The 17,257-nt window shown below is 63.5% G+C and carries 14 protein-coding genes; 2 read left to right on the top strand and 12 right to left on the bottom strand.

Going from position 1 to position 17,257, the window contains the following annotated elements; translation table 11 throughout:
• Nucleotides 1–2 precede the first annotated feature (2 nt).
• From ATE71_RS07285 to phaR, 3 genes are read right to left on the bottom strand one after another with little or no spacing between them, the layout of a single operon-like run.
• Nucleotides 3–614: a DUF805 domain-containing protein gene (locus ATE71_RS07285; protein ID WP_058802776.1), complete on the bottom strand. Its 612-nt coding sequence runs from the start codon at nt 612–614 to the stop codon at nt 3–5.
• Nucleotides 614–2,140 carry an aminoacyl--tRNA ligase-related protein gene (locus ATE71_RS07280; protein ID WP_058802775.1) on the bottom strand — a complete coding sequence of 509 codons (1,527 nt, stop codon included), beginning with the start codon at nt 2,138–2,140 and terminating at the stop codon, nt 614–616. Before ATE71_RS07280 ends, ATE71_RS07285 begins: the two co-directional genes overlap by 1 nt.
• Before the next feature lie 37 nt (nt 2,141–2,177).
• Nucleotides 2,178–2,717: a polyhydroxyalkanoate synthesis repressor PhaR gene (phaR, locus tag ATE71_RS07275; RefSeq protein WP_058802859.1), complete on the bottom strand. Its 540-nt coding sequence runs from the start codon at nt 2,715–2,717 to the stop codon at nt 2,178–2,180.
• 525 nt (nt 2,718–3,242) lie between these two features.
• On the opposite strand from phaR, the gene ATE71_RS07270 reads away from it, so the two are divergent.
• Nucleotides 3,243–6,224 (top strand): TonB-dependent receptor domain-containing protein, encoded by a 2,982-nt coding sequence (locus ATE71_RS07270; RefSeq protein WP_235587944.1) that lies wholly within the window; start codon nt 3,243–3,245, stop codon nt 6,222–6,224.
• A 121-nt stretch (nt 6,225–6,345) separates the two neighbouring features.
• Here ATE71_RS07270 and alr read toward each other — a convergent pair whose 3' ends face one another.
• Together alr and ATE71_RS07260 are read right to left on the bottom strand one after the other, a co-directional pair.
• Nucleotides 6,346–7,395 carry an alanine racemase gene (gene alr / locus ATE71_RS07265; protein ID WP_058802774.1) on the bottom strand — a complete coding sequence of 350 codons (1,050 nt, stop codon included), beginning with the start codon at nt 7,393–7,395 and terminating at the stop codon, nt 6,346–6,348.
• Between the two features lie 46 nt (nt 7,396–7,441).
• On the bottom strand, nt 7,442–9,064 hold the full coding sequence (locus tag ATE71_RS07260) for an MFS transporter (RefSeq protein WP_058802773.1): 1,623 nt from the start codon (nt 9,062–9,064) through the stop codon (nt 7,442–7,444).
• 109 nt (nt 9,065–9,173) lie between these two features.
• Between ATE71_RS07260 and ATE71_RS07255 the strand changes: the two genes are divergently transcribed.
• Nucleotides 9,174–9,938, top strand: coding sequence for a cyclase family protein (locus tag ATE71_RS07255; protein WP_058802856.1), 765 nt, complete (start codon nt 9,174–9,176; stop codon nt 9,936–9,938).
• 23 nt (nt 9,939–9,961) lie between these two features.
• On the opposite strand, the gene ATE71_RS07250 is transcribed toward ATE71_RS07255, so the two are convergent.
• Genes ATE71_RS07250 through scpA form a run of 7 tightly spaced genes read right to left on the bottom strand, consistent with a single transcriptional unit; the run spans nt 9,962 to nt 17,138 of the window.
• On the bottom strand, nt 9,962–10,369 hold the full coding sequence (locus ATE71_RS07250; RefSeq protein ID WP_058802772.1) for an MAPEG family protein: 408 nt from the start codon (nt 10,367–10,369) through the stop codon (nt 9,962–9,964).
• Between the two features lie 58 nt (nt 10,370–10,427).
• Nucleotides 10,428–10,799, bottom strand: a complete 372-nt coding sequence (locus ATE71_RS07245; RefSeq protein WP_058802771.1) for a tRNA-binding protein — start codon at nt 10,797–10,799, stop codon at nt 10,428–10,430.
• 4 nt (nt 10,800–10,803) lie between these two features.
• Nucleotides 10,804–12,810: an acetyl/propionyl/methylcrotonyl-CoA carboxylase subunit alpha gene (locus ATE71_RS07240; RefSeq protein ID WP_058802770.1), complete on the bottom strand. Its 2,007-nt coding sequence runs from the start codon at nt 12,808–12,810 to the stop codon at nt 10,804–10,806.
• Complete coding sequence (locus ATE71_RS07235) at nt 12,810–13,166, bottom strand: hypothetical protein (RefSeq protein ID WP_152998668.1); 357 nt, start codon at nt 13,164–13,166, stop codon at nt 12,810–12,812. The genes ATE71_RS07240 and ATE71_RS07235 overlap by 1 nt, the downstream gene beginning before the upstream one ends.
• Nucleotides 13,167–13,177: 11 nt before the next feature.
• Nucleotides 13,178–14,197, bottom strand: a complete 1,020-nt coding sequence (gene bioB, locus ATE71_RS07230) for a biotin synthase BioB (protein WP_058802768.1) — start codon at nt 14,195–14,197, stop codon at nt 13,178–13,180.
• Nucleotides 14,194–14,994 (bottom strand): energy transducer TonB, encoded by an 801-nt coding sequence (locus ATE71_RS07225; protein ID WP_058802767.1) that lies wholly within the window; start codon nt 14,992–14,994, stop codon nt 14,194–14,196. Before ATE71_RS07225 ends, bioB begins: the two co-directional genes overlap by 4 nt.
• A complete protein-coding gene (gene scpA / locus ATE71_RS07220) occupies nt 14,991–17,138 on the bottom strand; it encodes a methylmalonyl-CoA mutase (protein ID WP_058802766.1) in 2,148 nt (715 codons plus the stop codon). Before scpA ends, ATE71_RS07225 begins: the two co-directional genes overlap by 4 nt.
• Between the last annotated feature and the right edge of the window lie 119 nt (nt 17,139–17,257).

The following is a 17,257-nucleotide window of genomic DNA, read 5'->3' as shown; positions in this document are numbered from 1 at the left end:
ACTCAAACCGATCCTTGCGGCGGATCGCCAAAACGATTGGGTCCCTTGGTCCCCGATAAAGCGAGGAGAAACATCAGGACGACAAGCGAAAGCATATAAGCCCCGGTCAGCGCCGCGAATTTCAGAAAGGGGCCGAAGTCGGGAACCGAATTGGCCGCCGTCGCTTCCATCCCCCACCCGTTCAACAAAGATGGCGCGAGACTGACCGCGGCGACCACGAAAGGCACAGGTAACAAAATCCACCATCCACGTCGATCGCTGTCATGCAGACGGCGCATGGTCGCCGCGGCCATCAGCAGGAAAAAAATCAATCCGATCAGCGCCATACCGGCCATATATATGTCGATGTCGGGCATATTGATGGAGTGGTTTCCTCTTATCTCGACCGAATAATGGCCCGGACCAGACTGGATCGTCACATCGTCCGGGTGCTCCTGCGCGATGCGCTGCGCCTCGCCCGCCATCCGCTTCATATAGGGGTCAAAGAGGATCGCCTGCGCGATCACCCCGAACAGCATGTTGATGCCGGCGTAGATCCAGAACGGGCCCAGCGCCATGCGGCCACTGAAACGGAACAGACCAAGATAGCCGTCCTTCAGCGCCGCTCGCAGCATCAATAGGTCCGACCGATCAGCACGCGCTCCACCGCCGGCTCGCCGGTGAAGAAGCAGGCACCATCGGCGGGCGCCGCATCGAGCGGGGTGTTGCGCATCGTCAGCTTCAACGCCTTCAATTGCGCAACGATCCCCTCGAGCGGCTCGCCCGTCGGCCGCGACCATTGCACTTCGGCCCAGCCGACGAACTTGTCATCGCCGGCAAAATGCGCCGCGAGGTCGGTGACGTCGCGTCGGATATTGGCATGGAGCCGCTCCCTGGCCTCGGCGTGAAGGCCCGACTGGATATCCTCCAGCATTGCGACCGCGCCGGTAACGAAATCGCCCTTTGCGACGAACGCCGTGTCGAGCTTGCCATCGGCCTTGTAAAGCCGGTCGCGGCGGATCACCGCGACATTGCCGCCGGCAACGTCGCGCGGGCCGATTTCGACGATGATCGGCGCGCCCTTCTTGACCCATCCCCACCGCTTGGTCTGCGCCTTCGCCCCGCTCGTGTCGAGCAGGACGCGCACGGGCTCGCGAAAGGCGTCGAGCGCCTTCAACTGCGTTTCGAGATCGCGGCAATAGTCGATGATCGCGGCATCCTCTTCATTGTCGCGCAGCATCGGCACAATCACGACCTGGTGCGGCGCGATGCGCGGCGGGCAGCGGAGCCCGTCATCGTCGCCGTGCGTCATGATGACGCCGCCGATCATGCGCGTCGACGTGCCCCAGCTCGTCGTGTGGCACAGGCTGTGGCCGCCATCCTTGTCCTGGTAACGGATGTTCGCCGCCTCGGCGAAGCCGGTGCCGAGGTAATGCGAGGTGCCGGCCTGCAGCGCCTTGCCGTCCTGCATCATCGCCTCGATCGAATAGGTCGCGACGGCGCCCGGGAAACGCTCATTTTCGGGCTTCTCGCCCGCGATCACCGGCATCGCGAGCACATCCTCGGCAAAGGCGCGGTACATTTCGAGCGCGCGCAGCGTCTCGGCCATCGCGTCGTCCTTGTCGGCGTGCGCGGTATGGCCTTCCTGCCACAGAAACTCGCTCGTACGCAGGAACATGCGCGTGCGCATTTCCCAGCGCACCACATTGGCCCACTGGTTGACCTTCAGCGGCAGGTCGCGCCAGCTCTGCACCCAGCGGCTCATCGCCGAACCGATGACCGTTTCGGACGTCGGGCGGACGATCAGCGGTTCTTCGAGCTTCGCCTCGGGATCGGGAACGAGCTTGCCCTTGCCGTCCGCGATCAGCCGGTGGTGCGTGACGACCGCCATTTCCTTTGCAAAACCATCGACATGGTCGGCTTCCTTCTCAAAGAAGCTCAAAGGGATGAACAGCGGGAAATAGGCGTTCTGGACCCCGGCCTCCTTGATCGCGGCGTCCATCACCGTCTGGATGCGTTCCCATATGCCATAACCCCACGGCTTGATGACCATACAGCCGCGCACGCCCGATTCCTCAGCGAGGTCGGCTTCGGCAATGACATCCTGATACCAGGCCGCGAAGTCGGCCTGACGGGTTACGCTGAGCGCATGTTTGACCATGATATATATTTTTCCGTCACTGGGGCGGGCGCCCCGCTTATTTCTTTTTGGCGAGTTCCGACTTGAGCTCGGCGATTTCGGCCTTCAGCGCCGCAATCTCGGCATCCTTGGCCTTGCTGCCGCCGGCCCCCGGGATGAACGCCCCCGCCGCCTGCTGGAACATTTCCATGTTACGCCGGGTCATTTCCGCCAGCGGGTTCGATCCGAGCGCGCCTTCGAGCGCCGAGCGGACATCCTGCTGGTTCTTGCGGAACGCCGTCATCGAGGCCTCAAGATATTGCGGGACCATCGACTGCATCTTGTCGCCATACATGCCGATCAGGTGGCGCAGGAAATTCACCGGCAGCAGGGTTTCGCCGCGAGTTTCCTCATCCATGATAATCTGCGTCAGCACATTGTGGGTAATATCCTCGCCGCTCTTCGCATCGACGACGCGAAATTCGCGGCCGTCGCGTACCATCGCGCCGAGATCTTCCAGCGTGATGTAGCAGCTGCGCTCGGTATCGTAGAGCCGCCGGTTGGCATATTTCTTGATCGTGACGACGTCATTATCCGCCGCCGCCTTGGACTTCGCCATCTTGACCTGCGCTCCTTGCATCCCGGGACATTGGCGACCGCGCCGCGCCGGACAGTGGAGCGCATTAGCACCAAATTATGATGCGTCGCAACAATCGCCGCATTCGCTCACCCCGCCGGGCGGGCGCGGGGGCGATTCGCTTGCCGTTCAGGCTTTCGCGTACCGAAAGCCCCCTCACTTCGCCGCGCGAGATGGCTCGGCTCGTCGACCTTCGCTCGCGCCGCTCACTCGTTGCCCGAAAACCCCCGAACGCAATTTAATTTCAACCAGAATGTTTCAAACGAAACTATCGTCGTTGAGAAACGATTTGGAGAGCGATTCATATCGCCGGGACATAAGCAAATTATCGGACGCCAGCTCGCACTTGCGCACCGCACTGTTGCCAAAATGGCACACAGCCACTGTCATGAAAGACGTCTGACACAAAATTGCCACGCGGGGCTTGTGCTGGCGATTTTTTCCGTCTTTCTACGACGCAATCCGTTCATTTTTCAATTTACGAGCGGGCCAACCGGGGAGTTACCTATGATGAAGACGCACCTGCTTGTGGGTGCTGCTGCCTTTGCAGTAGCAATTTCCGTGAGCCAGCCTGTGCTTGCCCAGGACGCCGCTCCGGCGGACGAAGCAACCACGACGAATACCGCCACGACCGACGCGATCGTCGTCACCGGCTCGCGCATTCGCCGCGACGAATTCTCGGTCGCCGAACCGATCACCGTCGTGACCGCCGAAGAAATCACCCAGGCGGGCTTCAACAGCGCGGCCGACGCGTTGCAGAGCAACGCCGTGACCCAGGGTTCGGGCCAGATCAACAACTTCTACGGTGGCTTCGTTACCGACGGCGGTACCGGCGCGAACACGCTCGGCCTGCGCAACCTTGGCCCCAGCCGCACGCTGATCCTCCTCAACGGTCGCCGCCTGGCGCCGGGCGGTACGCGCGGTTCGGTCCTCGCAGCCGACCTTAACGTCCTTCCGACCGCGATCGTCAGCAGCATCGAAGTGCTGAAGTCGGGCGCTTCGTCGATTTACGGTTCGGACGCCGTCGCCGGCGTTGTGAACATCATCACCGACAACAAGCTGCGCGGTCTGAACATCGAAGCGCAGGTCAACGTGCCGGAAGTCGGCGCGGGCGTCGATCGGCGCGTCGCGGCCTCGTTCGGTTTCGAAAGCGACCGCCTGAACATCATCGGCTCGCTCGAATATCGCAAGCGCGACAAGCTGGCGCGTAACGACGTGTCGTGGCTCGACTGCCCGGTCGGCGGCTTCCTGACCGGCGAAGGCACCGAATTCGGTTCGGGCGACGGCGTCGGCTTCGATGGCACCTCCTGCTTCACGCTCGACAATGGCGGCGTGACGATTAACACGCTCGGCCTGCCGACGCGTGCTGCGATCGGCCGCACCAGCGGCACGGTTGGCAACTTCAACCGTTTCGTTCCGGCCCCGGGCCAGACGACGGGCCCGTTCCCTGGCTATCTGGGTGTCGGTTTCTATGACCGCGACACGCTCGATCCGATCCAGGAAGAAGAGCCGCTGATCACCGAAGCCGAAATCTACACCGGCTATCTGTCGGGCACCTACAGCACCGACATCCTCGGTGACGCCGAAATCTATGGCGAAGTGCTTGTCACGCGCCGCAAGTCCGCTTCGCCGCTGTATCGTCAGCTTTCGCTCGACTATGTCCAGGGCAGCCCGCTGCTTCCCGCCGACCTTCGTAACGGAGCGTTCCTCAATCCTAACCCGACCTCGGGTGGCCGTCTCGTCGCCGCACGCGGCTTCATCGGCTTCGGCCTTACCGACTCGCGTCAGGAAGTCGACTATGCCCGCGTATCGGGTGGTATTCGCGGCGATTTCTTCCTGCCGCAGTGGCGCTATGACGCCTATGTCGGCAAGTCGTGGAACGACGGCACTTATGAGATCGAATCCTTCCTGACCGATCGCCTTGCACAGTCGCTCGATGCGGTGGACAACGGCGACGGCACCTTCAGCTGCGCCAGCGCCGCGACCAACCCGAACTGCGTTGCCGCACCGGCGCTTTCGGCCGACGTCATCGCGGGCCGCCTGCCGCAGGACTTCAAGGACTGGATCCTCGTCAACACGATCGGCAAGACCAAGTTCCGCGAGACGACCTTCGCGTTCAACGTCGACGGTCCGCTGTTCGAAATGCCCGGCGGCGATGTCCAGCTCGCGCTGGGCGCCGAATATCGCAAGCAGAGCATCAACGACCAGCCCGATCCGAACTCGATCAGCGGCAACCTGCTCGGCCTGACCGCCGGCACGCCGACGGTCGGCAAGGACAGCGTGAAGGAAGTCTATGGCGAAATCTTCGTCCCGATCCTCGCCGACACGCCCGGCTTCTATCGCCTCAACCTGACGGCGTCGGCCCGCTATACGGATTATAAATCCTATGGCTCGGACACGACGTTCAAGATTGCGGGCGAATGGGAACCGATCCGCGGCTTCGGCGTCCGCGCCAGCTATGGCACTTCCTATCGCGCCCCGGCGCTTGCGGAGCAGTTCCTTGGCGCGACCAGCGGCTTCCTCGGCAGCACGCTCGATCCGTGCGACGATCTGCCGCCGCCGGCAGATCAGAGCCCGAACCAGCAGATCATCGCGGCGAACTGCGCCTCGATCGGCCTGCCGGCGGACTTCCAGCAGACCAGCGGCATCACCACCTTCCGCGTCGGCGGTGCCGATGCGGGTCTCGAGGCCGAAACCTCGAAGAACTGGTCGGTGGGTGTCGTCGTTCGTCCGGTCCTGCCCGAATCGGTCGGTCAGCTGTCGCTGTCGCTCGATTATTTCGACATCAAGGTCGATAACGGCGTTGCCGATCTCGATGCGACGACGATCCTGAATCGTTGCTACGGCGACGCGAACTTCAACCCCAACGAAGGCTTCTGCCGTTTCGTCGAGCGCAATGCGAACAATGCGCTCACCGTGACCAGCAGCTTCGTCAACCTGTCGGAAGACATCCGCAAGGGGTTCGAGTTCAACGGTCGTTACGCTCGCGACCTGTTCGGCGGCCGTTTCACGCTGAACGCGAACGTTACCAAGTACACTGAACAGTCGAGCCGCCTCTTCCCCGAAGAGTTCCTGACCGACTCGAACGGTACGGTTGTGAACCCCGACTGGGTTGGCAGCTTTGACGCGACCTATCGCTTCAACAATGTGACGCTGCGTTATGGCCTCGACTGGATCGATGGCGACCGCAACAAGACCTACGAGTTCTTTGCCTATGACGAACTCACCGGCGTTTCGGATCCGGATCTGGTTCAGTCCTATCGCGATGATTATTATCTCGAAGCGGCGGACTATTTCCTGCATTCGGCTTCGGTCCAGTTCAACATCCAAGAGAAGTATGAACTGACGGTCGGCGTGCAGAACCTGTTCGACACGAAGCCGCCGCGTATCTCGGCAGTCGGCTACACGACCATCGGCAACGCGCCGCTGTACTCGGGTTACGACTATCGCGGTCGCACCTTCTTCGCGAACGCGTCGTTCAAGTTCTAATCCGCAGGGATTGGACGGAAAATCGGGCCCCGAACGCAAGTTCGGGGCCCTTTTTCTTGGGCTATCAAACGAAATAGCGCAGCGAACGACCGAACTCCGGCCGTTCGCCCTCGCGCGCCGGTCAGGTCCAATATCGCTCGAAGCGCGATCCGAGACCTGTCAGCAATTCATATTGCGACAATCCGCTCGCCACCGACACCGACGGCAAATCATAATCGAGCGCGATCCAGTCGCCTTCGCCGACCGCGTCCGCGTCGCTCGCATCGAATGCAGTCAAGTCCATCGACACGCGGCCGATCAGCGGAAAGGCATGGCCCTGCCAGCTTCCGCCCGCGCTCGTCCCGGCATGGCATCGCAGATAGCCGTCGGCATAACCCAGATTGGCGACGGCGATCCGGCTGTCGCGCCGAGCGGTCCATGTCGCGCCATAGCCGACGGTCTCGCCCTCGCGCACGCTGCGCACCTGGAGGATGCGCGCTTCGGGAAAGGCCACTTGGCGCAAATGCCCCGCCGCCTCGGCGCGCGGCGTGCCGCCGTAGAGTGCGATACCGGGACGCGTCAGGTCGAAAGCATAATCGGCGCCCAGACAGACGCCCGCGCTGTTCGCAAGGCTGTATCGACCCGCGCGGACGACCTGCGCGATCGCGCAAAAAGCCGCCAACTGACGAGCATTCTGCTCGCTATCCTCATCGGCCGAGGCAAGATGGCTGAGCAGGGTTTCGATCGTCAGCCCGTCGAGCGCGCCGTCCGCCGTCTCTTCGGGACGGAGCCCGAGCCGGCTCATGCCGGTATCGACCATCACGTCGCACGGCTGCCCCTCCCCCATCTGCCGCCATCGCCGGACCTGCTCGATGCTGCAAAGGACCGGGCGGGCGGGGATCGTGCGTGCGGCGACCATGTCGGCGTCCCCCGCCCCGTGCAGGACCGACAGTGAAATATGGTCAGGAAGCGGCATCAGCGCCGCCGCCTCGACCCAGGTCGCGACGAAGAAGTCGCGGCATCCTGCGGCAGCGAGATGCCGCATTACCGCGCGGGCCCCGAGCCCATAGCCATCGGCCTTGATTGCCGCGCCGCATGCCGCCGAACCGCTCTGCTTGGCGAGCCAGCGCCAGTTGGAGACGAGGGCTTCGGATGAAAGGCGAAGGCGGAGCGGCGAAGGGACGGCGATCATTCCCCAGCCCCTATACGGCTTGGCGCGCGCCGCCAATGGGGGGCGATCAAGCGGCGGGCTTGTCCCATTGCCCCTCGACCGGATCCTTCAACATGAAAGCCGTGACGAGGAAGGCGACGAGCACGACAACCCAAGTATACCAAAGCCCCGCATAGGCATTGCCGGTCTTCGCGATGATGAAACTGGCGATCAGCGGCAGAAAACCGCCGAAATAGCCCGTGCCGATATGATAGGGGATCGACAGCGACGAATAGCGCACATGCGGCGGGAACATTTCGGACAAAAGCGCCGCGACCGGCCCATAGGTAAAGCCCGACAGTGCGCTGAGCCCGAGCAGCGCAAGGAAGATGATGAAAATGCTGCCGGTGTCGGGAACCTGCTTCGCGAAATCATAGCCCATCGCTTCGAGCGCCGGCTGGAGCAGCGCGGGATCCTCGCTCGCGACCTCGCGCTCGCCGATGCGGATCTTCACGCTGTCGAAACCGCCGTCGGTTTCGGCGACGGTGTAGGGCACGCCGAGCTTTGTCAGCTCGCCCAGCGTCTTGCCGCAGGCGGTTTCCTGTTTCTGCGCGAACGGGTCGAAGCTGCACCGCGAACCGGTGACCGTCACCGGCGCGCGTTCGGCGGCAGCCGACAGCGCCGGATTGCCGACGCTGCCCATCGACCAGAATAGCGGGAACAGCAGCACGAGCGTCGCGGCATAGCCCCATACGATCGGTTTCTTGCGCCCGATCCGGTCCGACAGGCGTCCCGCCCAGATGAAAAAGCCCATCCCGACCGCTGCGGCGACGCCGACGATGATTTCGGCGGCAGTATCCTCGACCTTCATCGGCCCTTTCAGGAACGACAAGCCCGAGAACATCGCCGTATACCAGATCACGGTCAGGCCCGCGGCGATACCGAACAGCGCGATGAAGATGCGGCGCGGATTGCCGGGGTAAGTGAAGCTTTCCTTGAGCGGGTTCTTGGCCAGTTCGCCCTCGGCCTTCATCGCCTGAAACACCGGGCTTTCGGACAGTTTGAGCCGCATCCACAGAGAAATCGCCAGCAGGATCAGCGACAGCAGGAAGGGCACGCGCCAGCCCCAGCTTTCCCAGAGCGCGTCGGACATCAGCGCCTTGCATCCGAGCACGACGATCAGGCTCAATACGAAGCCGCCGACGACGCTCGCCTGGATGAAGCTGGTATAGAAACCGCGCTTTCCGGGCGGCGAATGTTCTGCAACATAGACCGCCGCGCCGCCATATTCGCCGCCGAGCGCAAGCCCTTGCAGCACGCGGAGCAGGATGACGATGATCGGCGCGACGATGCCGATCGACGCCGCCGACGGGATCATGCCGACACCTGCGGTGGCGATGCCCATCAGCGTGACGGTGACGAGGAAGGTATATTTGCGCCCGAGCCGGTCACCGAGAAAGCCGAACAGCACCGCGCCGAGCGGCCGGAAACCGAAGCCGACCGCGAACCCCGCCCACACGAGCAATATTTCGAGCGTGGCATTGTCGCTGGGGAAAAAGGCCTTGCCGATGATCGCTGCCAATGTGCCGTAGATAAAGAAATCATACCATTCGAACACCGTGCCCGCCGACGACGCGGCGATGACCATGCGGATGTCCTTTGCGGTCGGTTCGTAAACGGCCCCGTTTCCGGCGGCGGCACTCTCGGTCATCAGGCTCTCCCCCGCCCCATTGCATGGGGCTTTCGCCCTTCTCTACCGGGCAAGCGCCGGTGCGCAAGCCTTCTTGGCGTAGCGTCTTTCCGGTGGCAGGATGGCGGCCATGCAGTTCGTCGACCTTTCGATCCCGATCACCAACGACGTCGTCTCCGACCCACCGGTGATGCGCCCGAACATCACCTATATGACCCATGAAAATACATGGGAGCAGATCGCGATGTTCTTCCCCGGACTTACACGCGAAGACCTGCCCGACGGCGAAGGCTGGGCGGTCGAGATGCTGTCGCTGAGCACGCACAACGGCACGCATATGGACGCGCCCTGGCATTATCATTCGACCACCGACAGCGGCGCTACGCGCGCCCCCTCCATCGACGAGGCGCCGCTCGATCTCTTCTTCCGTCCCGGCGTGAAACTGGATTTTTCGGATCGCCCCCACGGCCATGTCGTCAGCGCCGCCGAGGTCGAGGCCGAACTCGCGCGCATCGGCCACGATCTCCAGCCGCTCGACATCGTCCTCGTCCAGTCGGGCGCGATCTACGGTACCGACAATTTCACCGATCAGGGTTGCGGCATGGGCGCCGAGGCAACGCTGTACCTCACAGAGCGCGGCGTGCAGGTCGTCGGCACCGACGCGTGGAGCTGGGACGCGCCGTTCAGTCATACCGCGAAGCGCTGGGCCGAAACGCGCGATCCGTCGATCATCTGGGAAGGCCATAAGGCCGGACGCATCCGGCCCTATTACCAGATCGAGAAGCTGACCAACCTGTCCGCAATTCCCGCGACGGGTTTCACGTTCAGCTGCTTCCCGGTGAAGATCGAGCGCGCGAGCGCGGGGTGGATCAGGGCCGTGGCGTTGATCGACTAAGCCCTTTCGGCATGGCGAAGGGATCAGAGATTTTTGGTGAAGAGAATCCAGAGCGTCCATCCGGACAGCGCCAGCAGCGTGCCAAAGGTCGCGACGACCCCAACCTGCCGCCCTAGCGGCGCCTTGCCCGGCTCCGACGGCGTATAGAGACCGATGATATGTCCGACGCGGCCGATCAGGAACACCGCGCCGATGACCATCAACGCCATATGACTGGCGCGCGCGGTTTCGAGCAGACCGAGCAGGATGATCGTGATCGGCGCATATTCGGCGAGATTGCCGTGCGCGCGGCTTGCGCTGATCAGCTTCGGGTCGCCATGATCGCCAAAGGCAGCCTTCAGCCGCAGCCGCTGGCGCACGGTATCGATCGCGGTGACGAGCAGCAGCAGCGCGCAAACGGCGGCGACGAACGAGGTAACCGGTAATGTCATGATCCATCTCCCCCTATTCCCGTAACCAGCTTAGTCACCAAGCGAGGTCGGCGATAGATCAGAAAAGGCGCGATCCGTTCGGCACCGGTCGGTCGGGCGCGAACAGGATTACTGCGCCTTCTTCGTCGGCGAACCCCAACGTCAGCACGTCGGACATGAACTTGCCGATCTGGCGCGGCGGGAAGTTGACCACCGCGGCGACCTGTCGCCCCGCCAGCTCTTCCAGCGCATAACGGTCGACGATCTGCGCACTGCTCTTCTTAACCCCGATCGCGGGGCCGAAATCGATCGTCAGCTTGAACGCCGGCTTGCGCGCCTCGGGGAAAGGCGCGGCCTCGACGATCGTGCCGACGCGGATGTCGACGCGGAGGAAATCGTCGAAGCCGATCGCCGCCGCTGCGGCCGCATCCGGGTCGTGATTGACGTGCATCGCGTCATTCCATCTCCAGAATCACCGCATCGACCGCGAGGCTATCGCCCTGCGCCGCGTTGACGGTCTTCACCGTCCCGGCCTTTTCGGCGCGCAGGATATTCTCCATCTTCATCGCCTCGACCGTCGCGAGCGGCTGGCCCGCCTCGACCTTGTCGCCCTCGCCGACATGCAGCGCGACGAGCAGGCCCGGCATCGGGCAGATGAGGAATTTCGACAGGTCGGGCGGAATCTTTTCGATCATGTGACCCGCAAGCGACGCGATACGCCAGGGCAGCACACGCACGTCGTGAATGGCCCCGCGGGTCGTCATCTTCCAGCCGGTGCGCGTCTTCGTGACCTTCACCGCCAGCTCGCTATCGTCGATCTCGGCGACCACCAGCCGGTCGCCCGGCGTATATTCGAGCGCGATGTCGATCCGGTCGCCCTCGACCTTGATATGCTTTTCGCCGATCTTGACCTTGTGCGGGGCGCCATCGATCGACACCTGCCACTTGGCCGGCGGTTCGAGCCTGTCGCCGAGCTGGCCGTCGGTGCGGCGCGCGCGATCCGCCTCGGCCGACGCCATGAAGCCCGCAATCGCCGCAAGCGCGCGCGTGATCTTCGCGTCGGTCGGCGCGCCGTGGAAGCCCTCGGGATATTCCTCCGCGATGAAGCCCGTCGTCAGTTCGCCCGAGCGGAAGCGCGGATGCTGCATGATCGCCGAGACGAAGTCGATGTTGTGGCCCAGCCCCTCGATCTCGAAGCGGTCGAGCGCCGCAACCTGCAAGTCCGCCGCCGCGTCGCGCGTCTCGCCCCATGTCACCAGCTTGGCGATCATCGGGTCGTAGAAGATCGACACCTCGCCCCCCTCCTCAACCCCCGCATCGACGCGCACGCCATCGACCCCGCGCTCATCGCCTTCCCACGCGGGAACCGGGGTGCGATAGCGCACCAGCCGCCCGGTCGAGGGCAGGAAGCCGCGATAGGGATCCTCGGCATAGACGCGGTTCTCGATCGCCCAGCCGTCGATCTTGATATCGTCCTGCGTCATTCCGAGCTTCTGGCCCGCGGCGACGCGGATCATCTGCTCGACCAAGTCGATGCCCGTGATCGCCTCGGTCACCGGATGCTCGACCTGCAGTCGCGTGTTCATCTCGAGAAAGTAGAAGCTCTCGCCCGTCGGGTCGGCGCCCGACACGATCAGCTCGACCGTGCCCGCGCTATAATAGCCGACCGCGCGCGCCAGCGCGACGCACTGTTCGCCCATCGCCTTGCGCATCTTCTCGGTCACAAAAGGCGAAGGCGCCTCCTCGACGACCTTTTGATGCCGCCGCTGGATGCTGCATTCGCGCTCGTTGAGGTAAAGGATATTGCCGTGCTGGTCGCCGAGGATCTGGATCTCGATGTGGCGCGGATTGAGAATGAACTTCTCGATAAAGACGCGGTCGTCGCCGAAGCTGTTGAGCCCCTCGCGCTTCGTCGCCTCGAAGCCTTCGCGGACGTCCTTTTCGTCATAGGCGAGGCGCATCCCCTTGCCGCCGCCGCCCGCCGACGCCTTCATCATCACCGGATAGCCGATCTCGTTCGAAATCTCGACCGCATGTTCTGTGTCGCGAATCTCGCCGACGAAGCCGGGGACGACATTGACCCCCGCTTCCTTCGCAAGCTTCTTCGACTCGATCTTGTCGCCCATCGCGGCGATCGCGTTCACCGGCGGGCCGATGAAGGCGATATTTTCCTTCGCGAGCGCCTCGGCAAAGCTGGTGCGCTCCGACAGGAAGCCATAGCCCGGATGCACCGCCTCGGCCCCGGTCGCCTTGCACGCGGCGATGATCTTGTCGGCGATCAGATAGGATTCGGACGCCGGCGACGGCCCGATATGCACCGCCTCGTCGGCCATCTGCACAAAGGGCGCGCGCGCGTCGGCATCCGAATAGACGGCAACGGTCGCGATGCCCATGCGCCGCGCGGTCTTGATGACGCGGCAAGCGATTTCGCCGCGATTGGCAATCAGGATTTTCTTGAACATTAGCGATCCTTCTTTGCGGGCTGCCATCGACCGGTAAGCTGGTACGTTCCATCCTCCCGCTCCCTCAGGCTCAGGCCCTCAAATAAGCCAGATTCCGGTATCTCCACTCCACAATCGGGAAGGCTTTCGGGCAAAAGCTCAGGGTTCCAGCGAACTGCGTACATCTTCTCACGAGTTCCCTTTAGCGTCCGCGCCGCCACAATATGGCCTTCGCCACGGACCTTGGAATCCACGATGAAAGTGCCTTCAACGATAACGTCGCTGAACTTCTTGGTCTCTTCCAACGAGTTCGGAATACATGCTGCCGCTTCCGTCGCCTGCAAACTTCCAGCGATCAATACGACAAGCCAGAACACCCTGGTCCTTTTCACTCCGCCGCCTCCATCCGCATCGGCTCTTCGCTCTCCATCGGCCGCAGCCCCAGCTTCGCGAACAGCGCCGCGTCGGCATTGTCGCCCGCGTTCGCCGTCGTCAGCAGCTTGTCGCCCGTGAAGATGCTGTTCGCGCCCGCCATGAAGCAGAGCGCCTGCGTCGCCTCCGACATGCTCTCGCGGCCCGCCGACAGACGCACCATGCTCATCGGCATAGTGATGCGCGCGACCGCAATCGTGCGGACGAATTCGATATCGTCGATCTTTGCGAGCGGCGTGTCCGCCAGCATGTCGCCGAGCACGGTCCCCTTCACCGGCACCAACGCGTTGATCGGCACGCTGCCCGGATGTTCGGGCAGGGTCGCGAGCGCATGGATGAAGCCGACGCGGTCGGCGCGCGTCTCGCCCATGCCGACGATACCGCCGCTGCACACGTTGATCCCCGCCGCGCGCACTTCCTCCAGCGTATCCAGCCGCTCCTGGAAAGTCCGCGTCGTGATGACATTGCCGTAATTTTCCGGCGAGGTGTCAATGTTGTGGTTATAATAATCGAGCCCCGCGACCGCGAGCGTCTGCGCCTGCTCCTTGCTCAGCATCCCCAGCGTCATGCAGGTTTCCATGCCCATCGCGCGCACGCCCTCGACCATCTCGACGATCGCGGGCATGTCGCGGTCCTTGGGGTTGCGCCACGCAGCGCCCATGCAGAAGCGCTTCGACCCCGCATCCTTCGCCTGCGCCGCCGCCTGCAGCACCGCGCGCACGTCCATCAGCTTGGTCGCCTTCAAACCGCTGTCGGCGCTCTTCGACTGCGAGCAATAGCCGCAATCCTCGACGCAGCCGCCGGTCTTGATCGAAAGCAGGGTGCAAAGCTGCACCTCGCCACGCGCATGAAAACGGCGGTGGACGCCCTGCGCCTCCCACATCAGCTCGTCGAACGGCAGGTCGAACAGTTCAGCGATTTCCTCGCGCGTCCAGTCGGTGCGTGGTGCGGTTTCGACAGAAAATTCACCGGTCATTTGGAAGAGACTCCGATCGTCATGGCTGCAAAATAATATCCGTCGGGCAATCCGTTGCCCGCCCGGTCGCGCGCGGGTTCGAACGCTGCGGCGCGAAGCTGGCGGCACATCGCGGCGTCACCATTGTCGCTGCCCGTCGAGACGGCAACGCGGCAGCGCGCAACGCGCCCCTCAGCGTCAATCGAAAGTTCGGCGGCCGGTGCGCGAAGCCGACTGGAATCGACCTGCTGCCCCGGATCGCCCCGAAAATTGAGAATAGTCGCGTCGAGCGGCCGCGCCATCGTGCGATAGGGGCGGGGTTGCGGGTCGCGCGCCGCCGCCCTGACAAGAACCGGCACGGCGGAAAAGCTCATCCGCATCGCCACCTTCGCAAGGTGCGGCACCCCTTCGGCATCGATGGCATGGCGAAAACCTCCACGCTCACGGACAATCCGGCAAGCGCGCGCCGCAAGCAACGTCTCGGCCTGCGCGCGCGCTTCTTCACCCAGAGCCGCCCCGCCACGATCCTTCACTCGTGAAACGGTGGCGGTGCAGCCGGCGACGCTATCGTCCTCCGCCACCGCGATGTCGATATCGACGTCTGTGACCAGCCACTCGCCGGGCAGTTTATCCACCGGATAGTCGGCGTCGCTCACCCAACCATGCGGCGCCGATCGCGGCGCTGCGGGCCTAATGATCGCATCGTCTCGAGTGATCGAACGCAGCGACAGCCGCACCGATGGCTGCGGCGCCTTCTTGACCGGCGGCGCATCGGCCGCCGGGGCAGTCGCCAATAACAGGGCGAGCGCAAGGCTCATGCTGCATCCTCCAATGGCGGCATATTATGCCCCAGCAAGCGCAGCACATCGGCCGCGCATTCGACGACGTTCGAGCCGGGGCCGTAAATCCCCTGCACCCCCGCGTCGCGCAGATATTGATAATCCTGCGGCGGGATCACCCCGCCCGCGATCACCTTGATGTCGCCGCGCCCCGCTTCCTTCAACTTGTGGATAAGTTCGGGGATAAGTGTCTTGTGCCCCGCCGCCAGGCTCGACGCGCCGACGACGTCGACCTCGTTTTCGAGCGCCAGCACGACTGTCTCCTCGGGCGTCTGGAACAAAGGCCCCGACACGACATCGAACCCCATGTCGCCGAACGCCGAGGCGATGACGTTGGCGCCGCGGTCGTGTCCGTCCTGCCCCATCTTGGCGACGAGCAGTTTGGGTTTGCGTCCCATGCGGCGTTCGACCGCCTCTACGCCGTCGAGCACCTGCTGCCAGCGATCGTCGCCTTCATAGGGCGCGGCGTAAACGCCCTTCACCGGGGTTGGCTGCGTCGCATAGCGCTGGAAACTTTCCTCCATCGCCGACGAAATCTCGCCGAGCGTCGCGCGCGCGCGCGCGGCCTCGACCGCATGCGCGAGCAAATTATTCTCGATCGACTGCTCGCCCGCCGCCGCATCGCGCAGCGCCTTCAGCGCCGCCTGGCACGCCGCTTCGTCGCGGCCCGCCTTGGTCTTGTTGATGCGCGCGATCTGCGCCTCACGGACCCTGGTGTTATCGACCTCGAGCGTCTCGAGCAGGTCCTCGTCCTTCAGCCGATATTTGTTCACCCCGACGATCACGTCGTCGCCGCGGTCGACGCGCGCCTGCCGCGCCGCGGCCGCGGTCTCGATCATCGCCTTGGGCCAGCCCGCCGCGACGGCCTTCGCCATGCCGCCTTCCTTCTCGACGCGCTCGATAATCTCCCACGCCTTGTCGACCAGCTCCTGCGTCAGCGCCTCGACATAATAGCTACCACCCAGCGGATCGACGACCTTGGTCATCCCGGTTTCTTCCTGGATGACGATCTGCGTGTTGCGCGCGATGCGGGCCGAGAAATCGGTCGGCAGCGCGATCGCCTCGTCGAGCGCGTTGGTGTGCAGCGACTGGGTGCCGCCCAGCATCGCCGCCATCGCCTCGATCGTCGTGCGCATGACATTGTTGTACGGGTCCTGCTCGGTCAGGCTGACCCCCGATGTCTGGCAATGCGTGCGCAGCATCTTGCTGCGCTCGTCCTTGGCGCCAAGGTTGGTCATCACCCGGTGCCACAGCACGCGCGCGGCGCGCAGCTTCGCAATCTCCATGAAGAAATTCATGCCGATCGCGAAGAAGAAGGAGAGGCGTCCGGCGAACTTGTCGATGTCGAGGCCCGACGCAACGCCGTAGCGGACATATTCCGCCCCGTCGGCAATCGTGAAGGCCAGCTCCTGCACCTGCGTCGCGCCGGCTTCCTGCATATGATAGCCGGAGATCGAGATGCTGTTGAACTTCGGCATCTCGCGGCTGGTGTAGCCGAAAATGTCCGAGATGATCCGCATGCTCGGCTCGGGCGGATAGATATAGGTGTTGCGGACCATGAACTCCTTGAGGATGTCGTTCTGGATCGTCCCGTCGAGCAGCTTGCGGTCGACCCCCTGCTCCTCGCCCGCGACGATGAAGAAGGCGAGGATGGGGATCACCGCGCCGTTCATCGTCATCGACACCGACATCTGGTCGAGTGGGATGCCGTCGAACAGGATCTTCATATCCTCGACGCTGTCGATCGCCACGCCCGCCTTGCCGACGTCGCCGACGACGCGCGGATGATCGCTATCATAGCCGCGGTGCGTGGCAAGGTCGAAGGCGACTGACAGCCCCTTCTGCCCCGCGGCAAGGTTGCGGCGATAGAAAGCGTTCGACTCCTCGGCGGTCGAAAAGCCTGCATATTGCCGGATCGTCCACGGCCGCCCCGCATACATCGACGCGCGAACGCCGCGGGTGAAGGGCGCGAAACCGGGCAGGCCGGGGTCGACTGTCACATCCTCCGCCGTATAGAGCGGCTTGACGTCGATCCCTTCGGGCGTGTGCCAGGTCAGGTCCTTGCCTTTGACTTCCTTCTCGGCGGCGGCCGTCCATTGGTCGAGCGTGGGTTTGTCGGTCATAATTCATTTCCTAATCCCCTCTCCCCTTGAGGGAGAGGGTTGCGAAAACTAGGCAGCTCGCTGCCTAGTTGAAGCTGGGTGAGGGGTATGCGGTCCACAGGACCGCGCGAGCTTCGCTC

The organism is Sphingopyxis sp. H115, from assembly GCF_001468465.1.
Classification (GTDB): Bacteria; Pseudomonadota; Alphaproteobacteria; order Sphingomonadales; family Sphingomonadaceae; genus Sphingopyxis.
The sequence above is the reverse complement of the archived record's forward strand: the minus strand, read 5'-3'. Positions and strand labels throughout refer to the sequence as shown.

Excerpts from the sequence above, each read along its gene's own strand:
- ATE71_RS07245 (WP_058802771.1), bottom strand. The coding sequence starts at position 10,799 with ATGCACGTCAATCACGACCCGGATGCGGCCGCAGCGGCGGCGATCGGC.
- ATE71_RS07270 (WP_235587944.1), top strand. The coding sequence starts at position 3,243 with ATGATGAAGACGCACCTGCTTGTGGGTGCTGCTGCCTTTGCAGTAGCA.
- ATE71_RS07250 (WP_058802772.1), bottom strand. The coding sequence starts at position 10,369 with ATGACATTACCGGTTACCTCGTTCGTCGCCGCCGTTTGCGCGCTGCTG.
- ATE71_RS07285 (WP_058802776.1), bottom strand. The coding sequence starts at position 614 with ATGCTGCGAGCGGCGCTGAAGGACGGCTATCTTGGTCTGTTCCGTTTC.
- ATE71_RS07225 (WP_058802767.1), bottom strand. The coding sequence starts at position 14,994 with ATGAGCCTTGCGCTCGCCCTGTTATTGGCGACTGCCCCGGCGGCCGAT.
- alr (WP_058802774.1), bottom strand. The coding sequence starts at position 7,395 with ATGATCGCCGTCCCTTCGCCGCTCCGCCTTCGCCTTTCATCCGAAGCC.
- scpA (WP_058802766.1), bottom strand. The coding sequence starts at position 17,138 with ATGACCGACAAACCCACGCTCGACCAATGGACGGCCGCCGCCGAGAAG.
- ATE71_RS07280 (WP_058802775.1), bottom strand. The coding sequence starts at position 2,140 with ATGGTCAAACATGCGCTCAGCGTAACCCGTCAGGCCGACTTCGCGGCC.
- bioB (WP_058802768.1), bottom strand. The coding sequence starts at position 14,197 with ATGACCGGTGAATTTTCTGTCGAAACCGCACCACGCACCGACTGGACG.
- ATE71_RS07260 (WP_058802773.1), bottom strand. The coding sequence starts at position 9,064 with ATGACCGAGAGTGCCGCCGCCGGAAACGGGGCCGTTTACGAACCGACC.
- ATE71_RS07240 (WP_058802770.1), bottom strand. The coding sequence starts at position 12,810 with ATGTTCAAGAAAATCCTGATTGCCAATCGCGGCGAAATCGCTTGCCGC.
- ATE71_RS07255 (WP_058802856.1), top strand. The coding sequence starts at position 9,174 with ATGCAGTTCGTCGACCTTTCGATCCCGATCACCAACGACGTCGTCTCC.
- phaR (WP_058802859.1), bottom strand. The coding sequence starts at position 2,717 with ATGGCGAAGTCCAAGGCGGCGGCGGATAATGACGTCGTCACGATCAAG.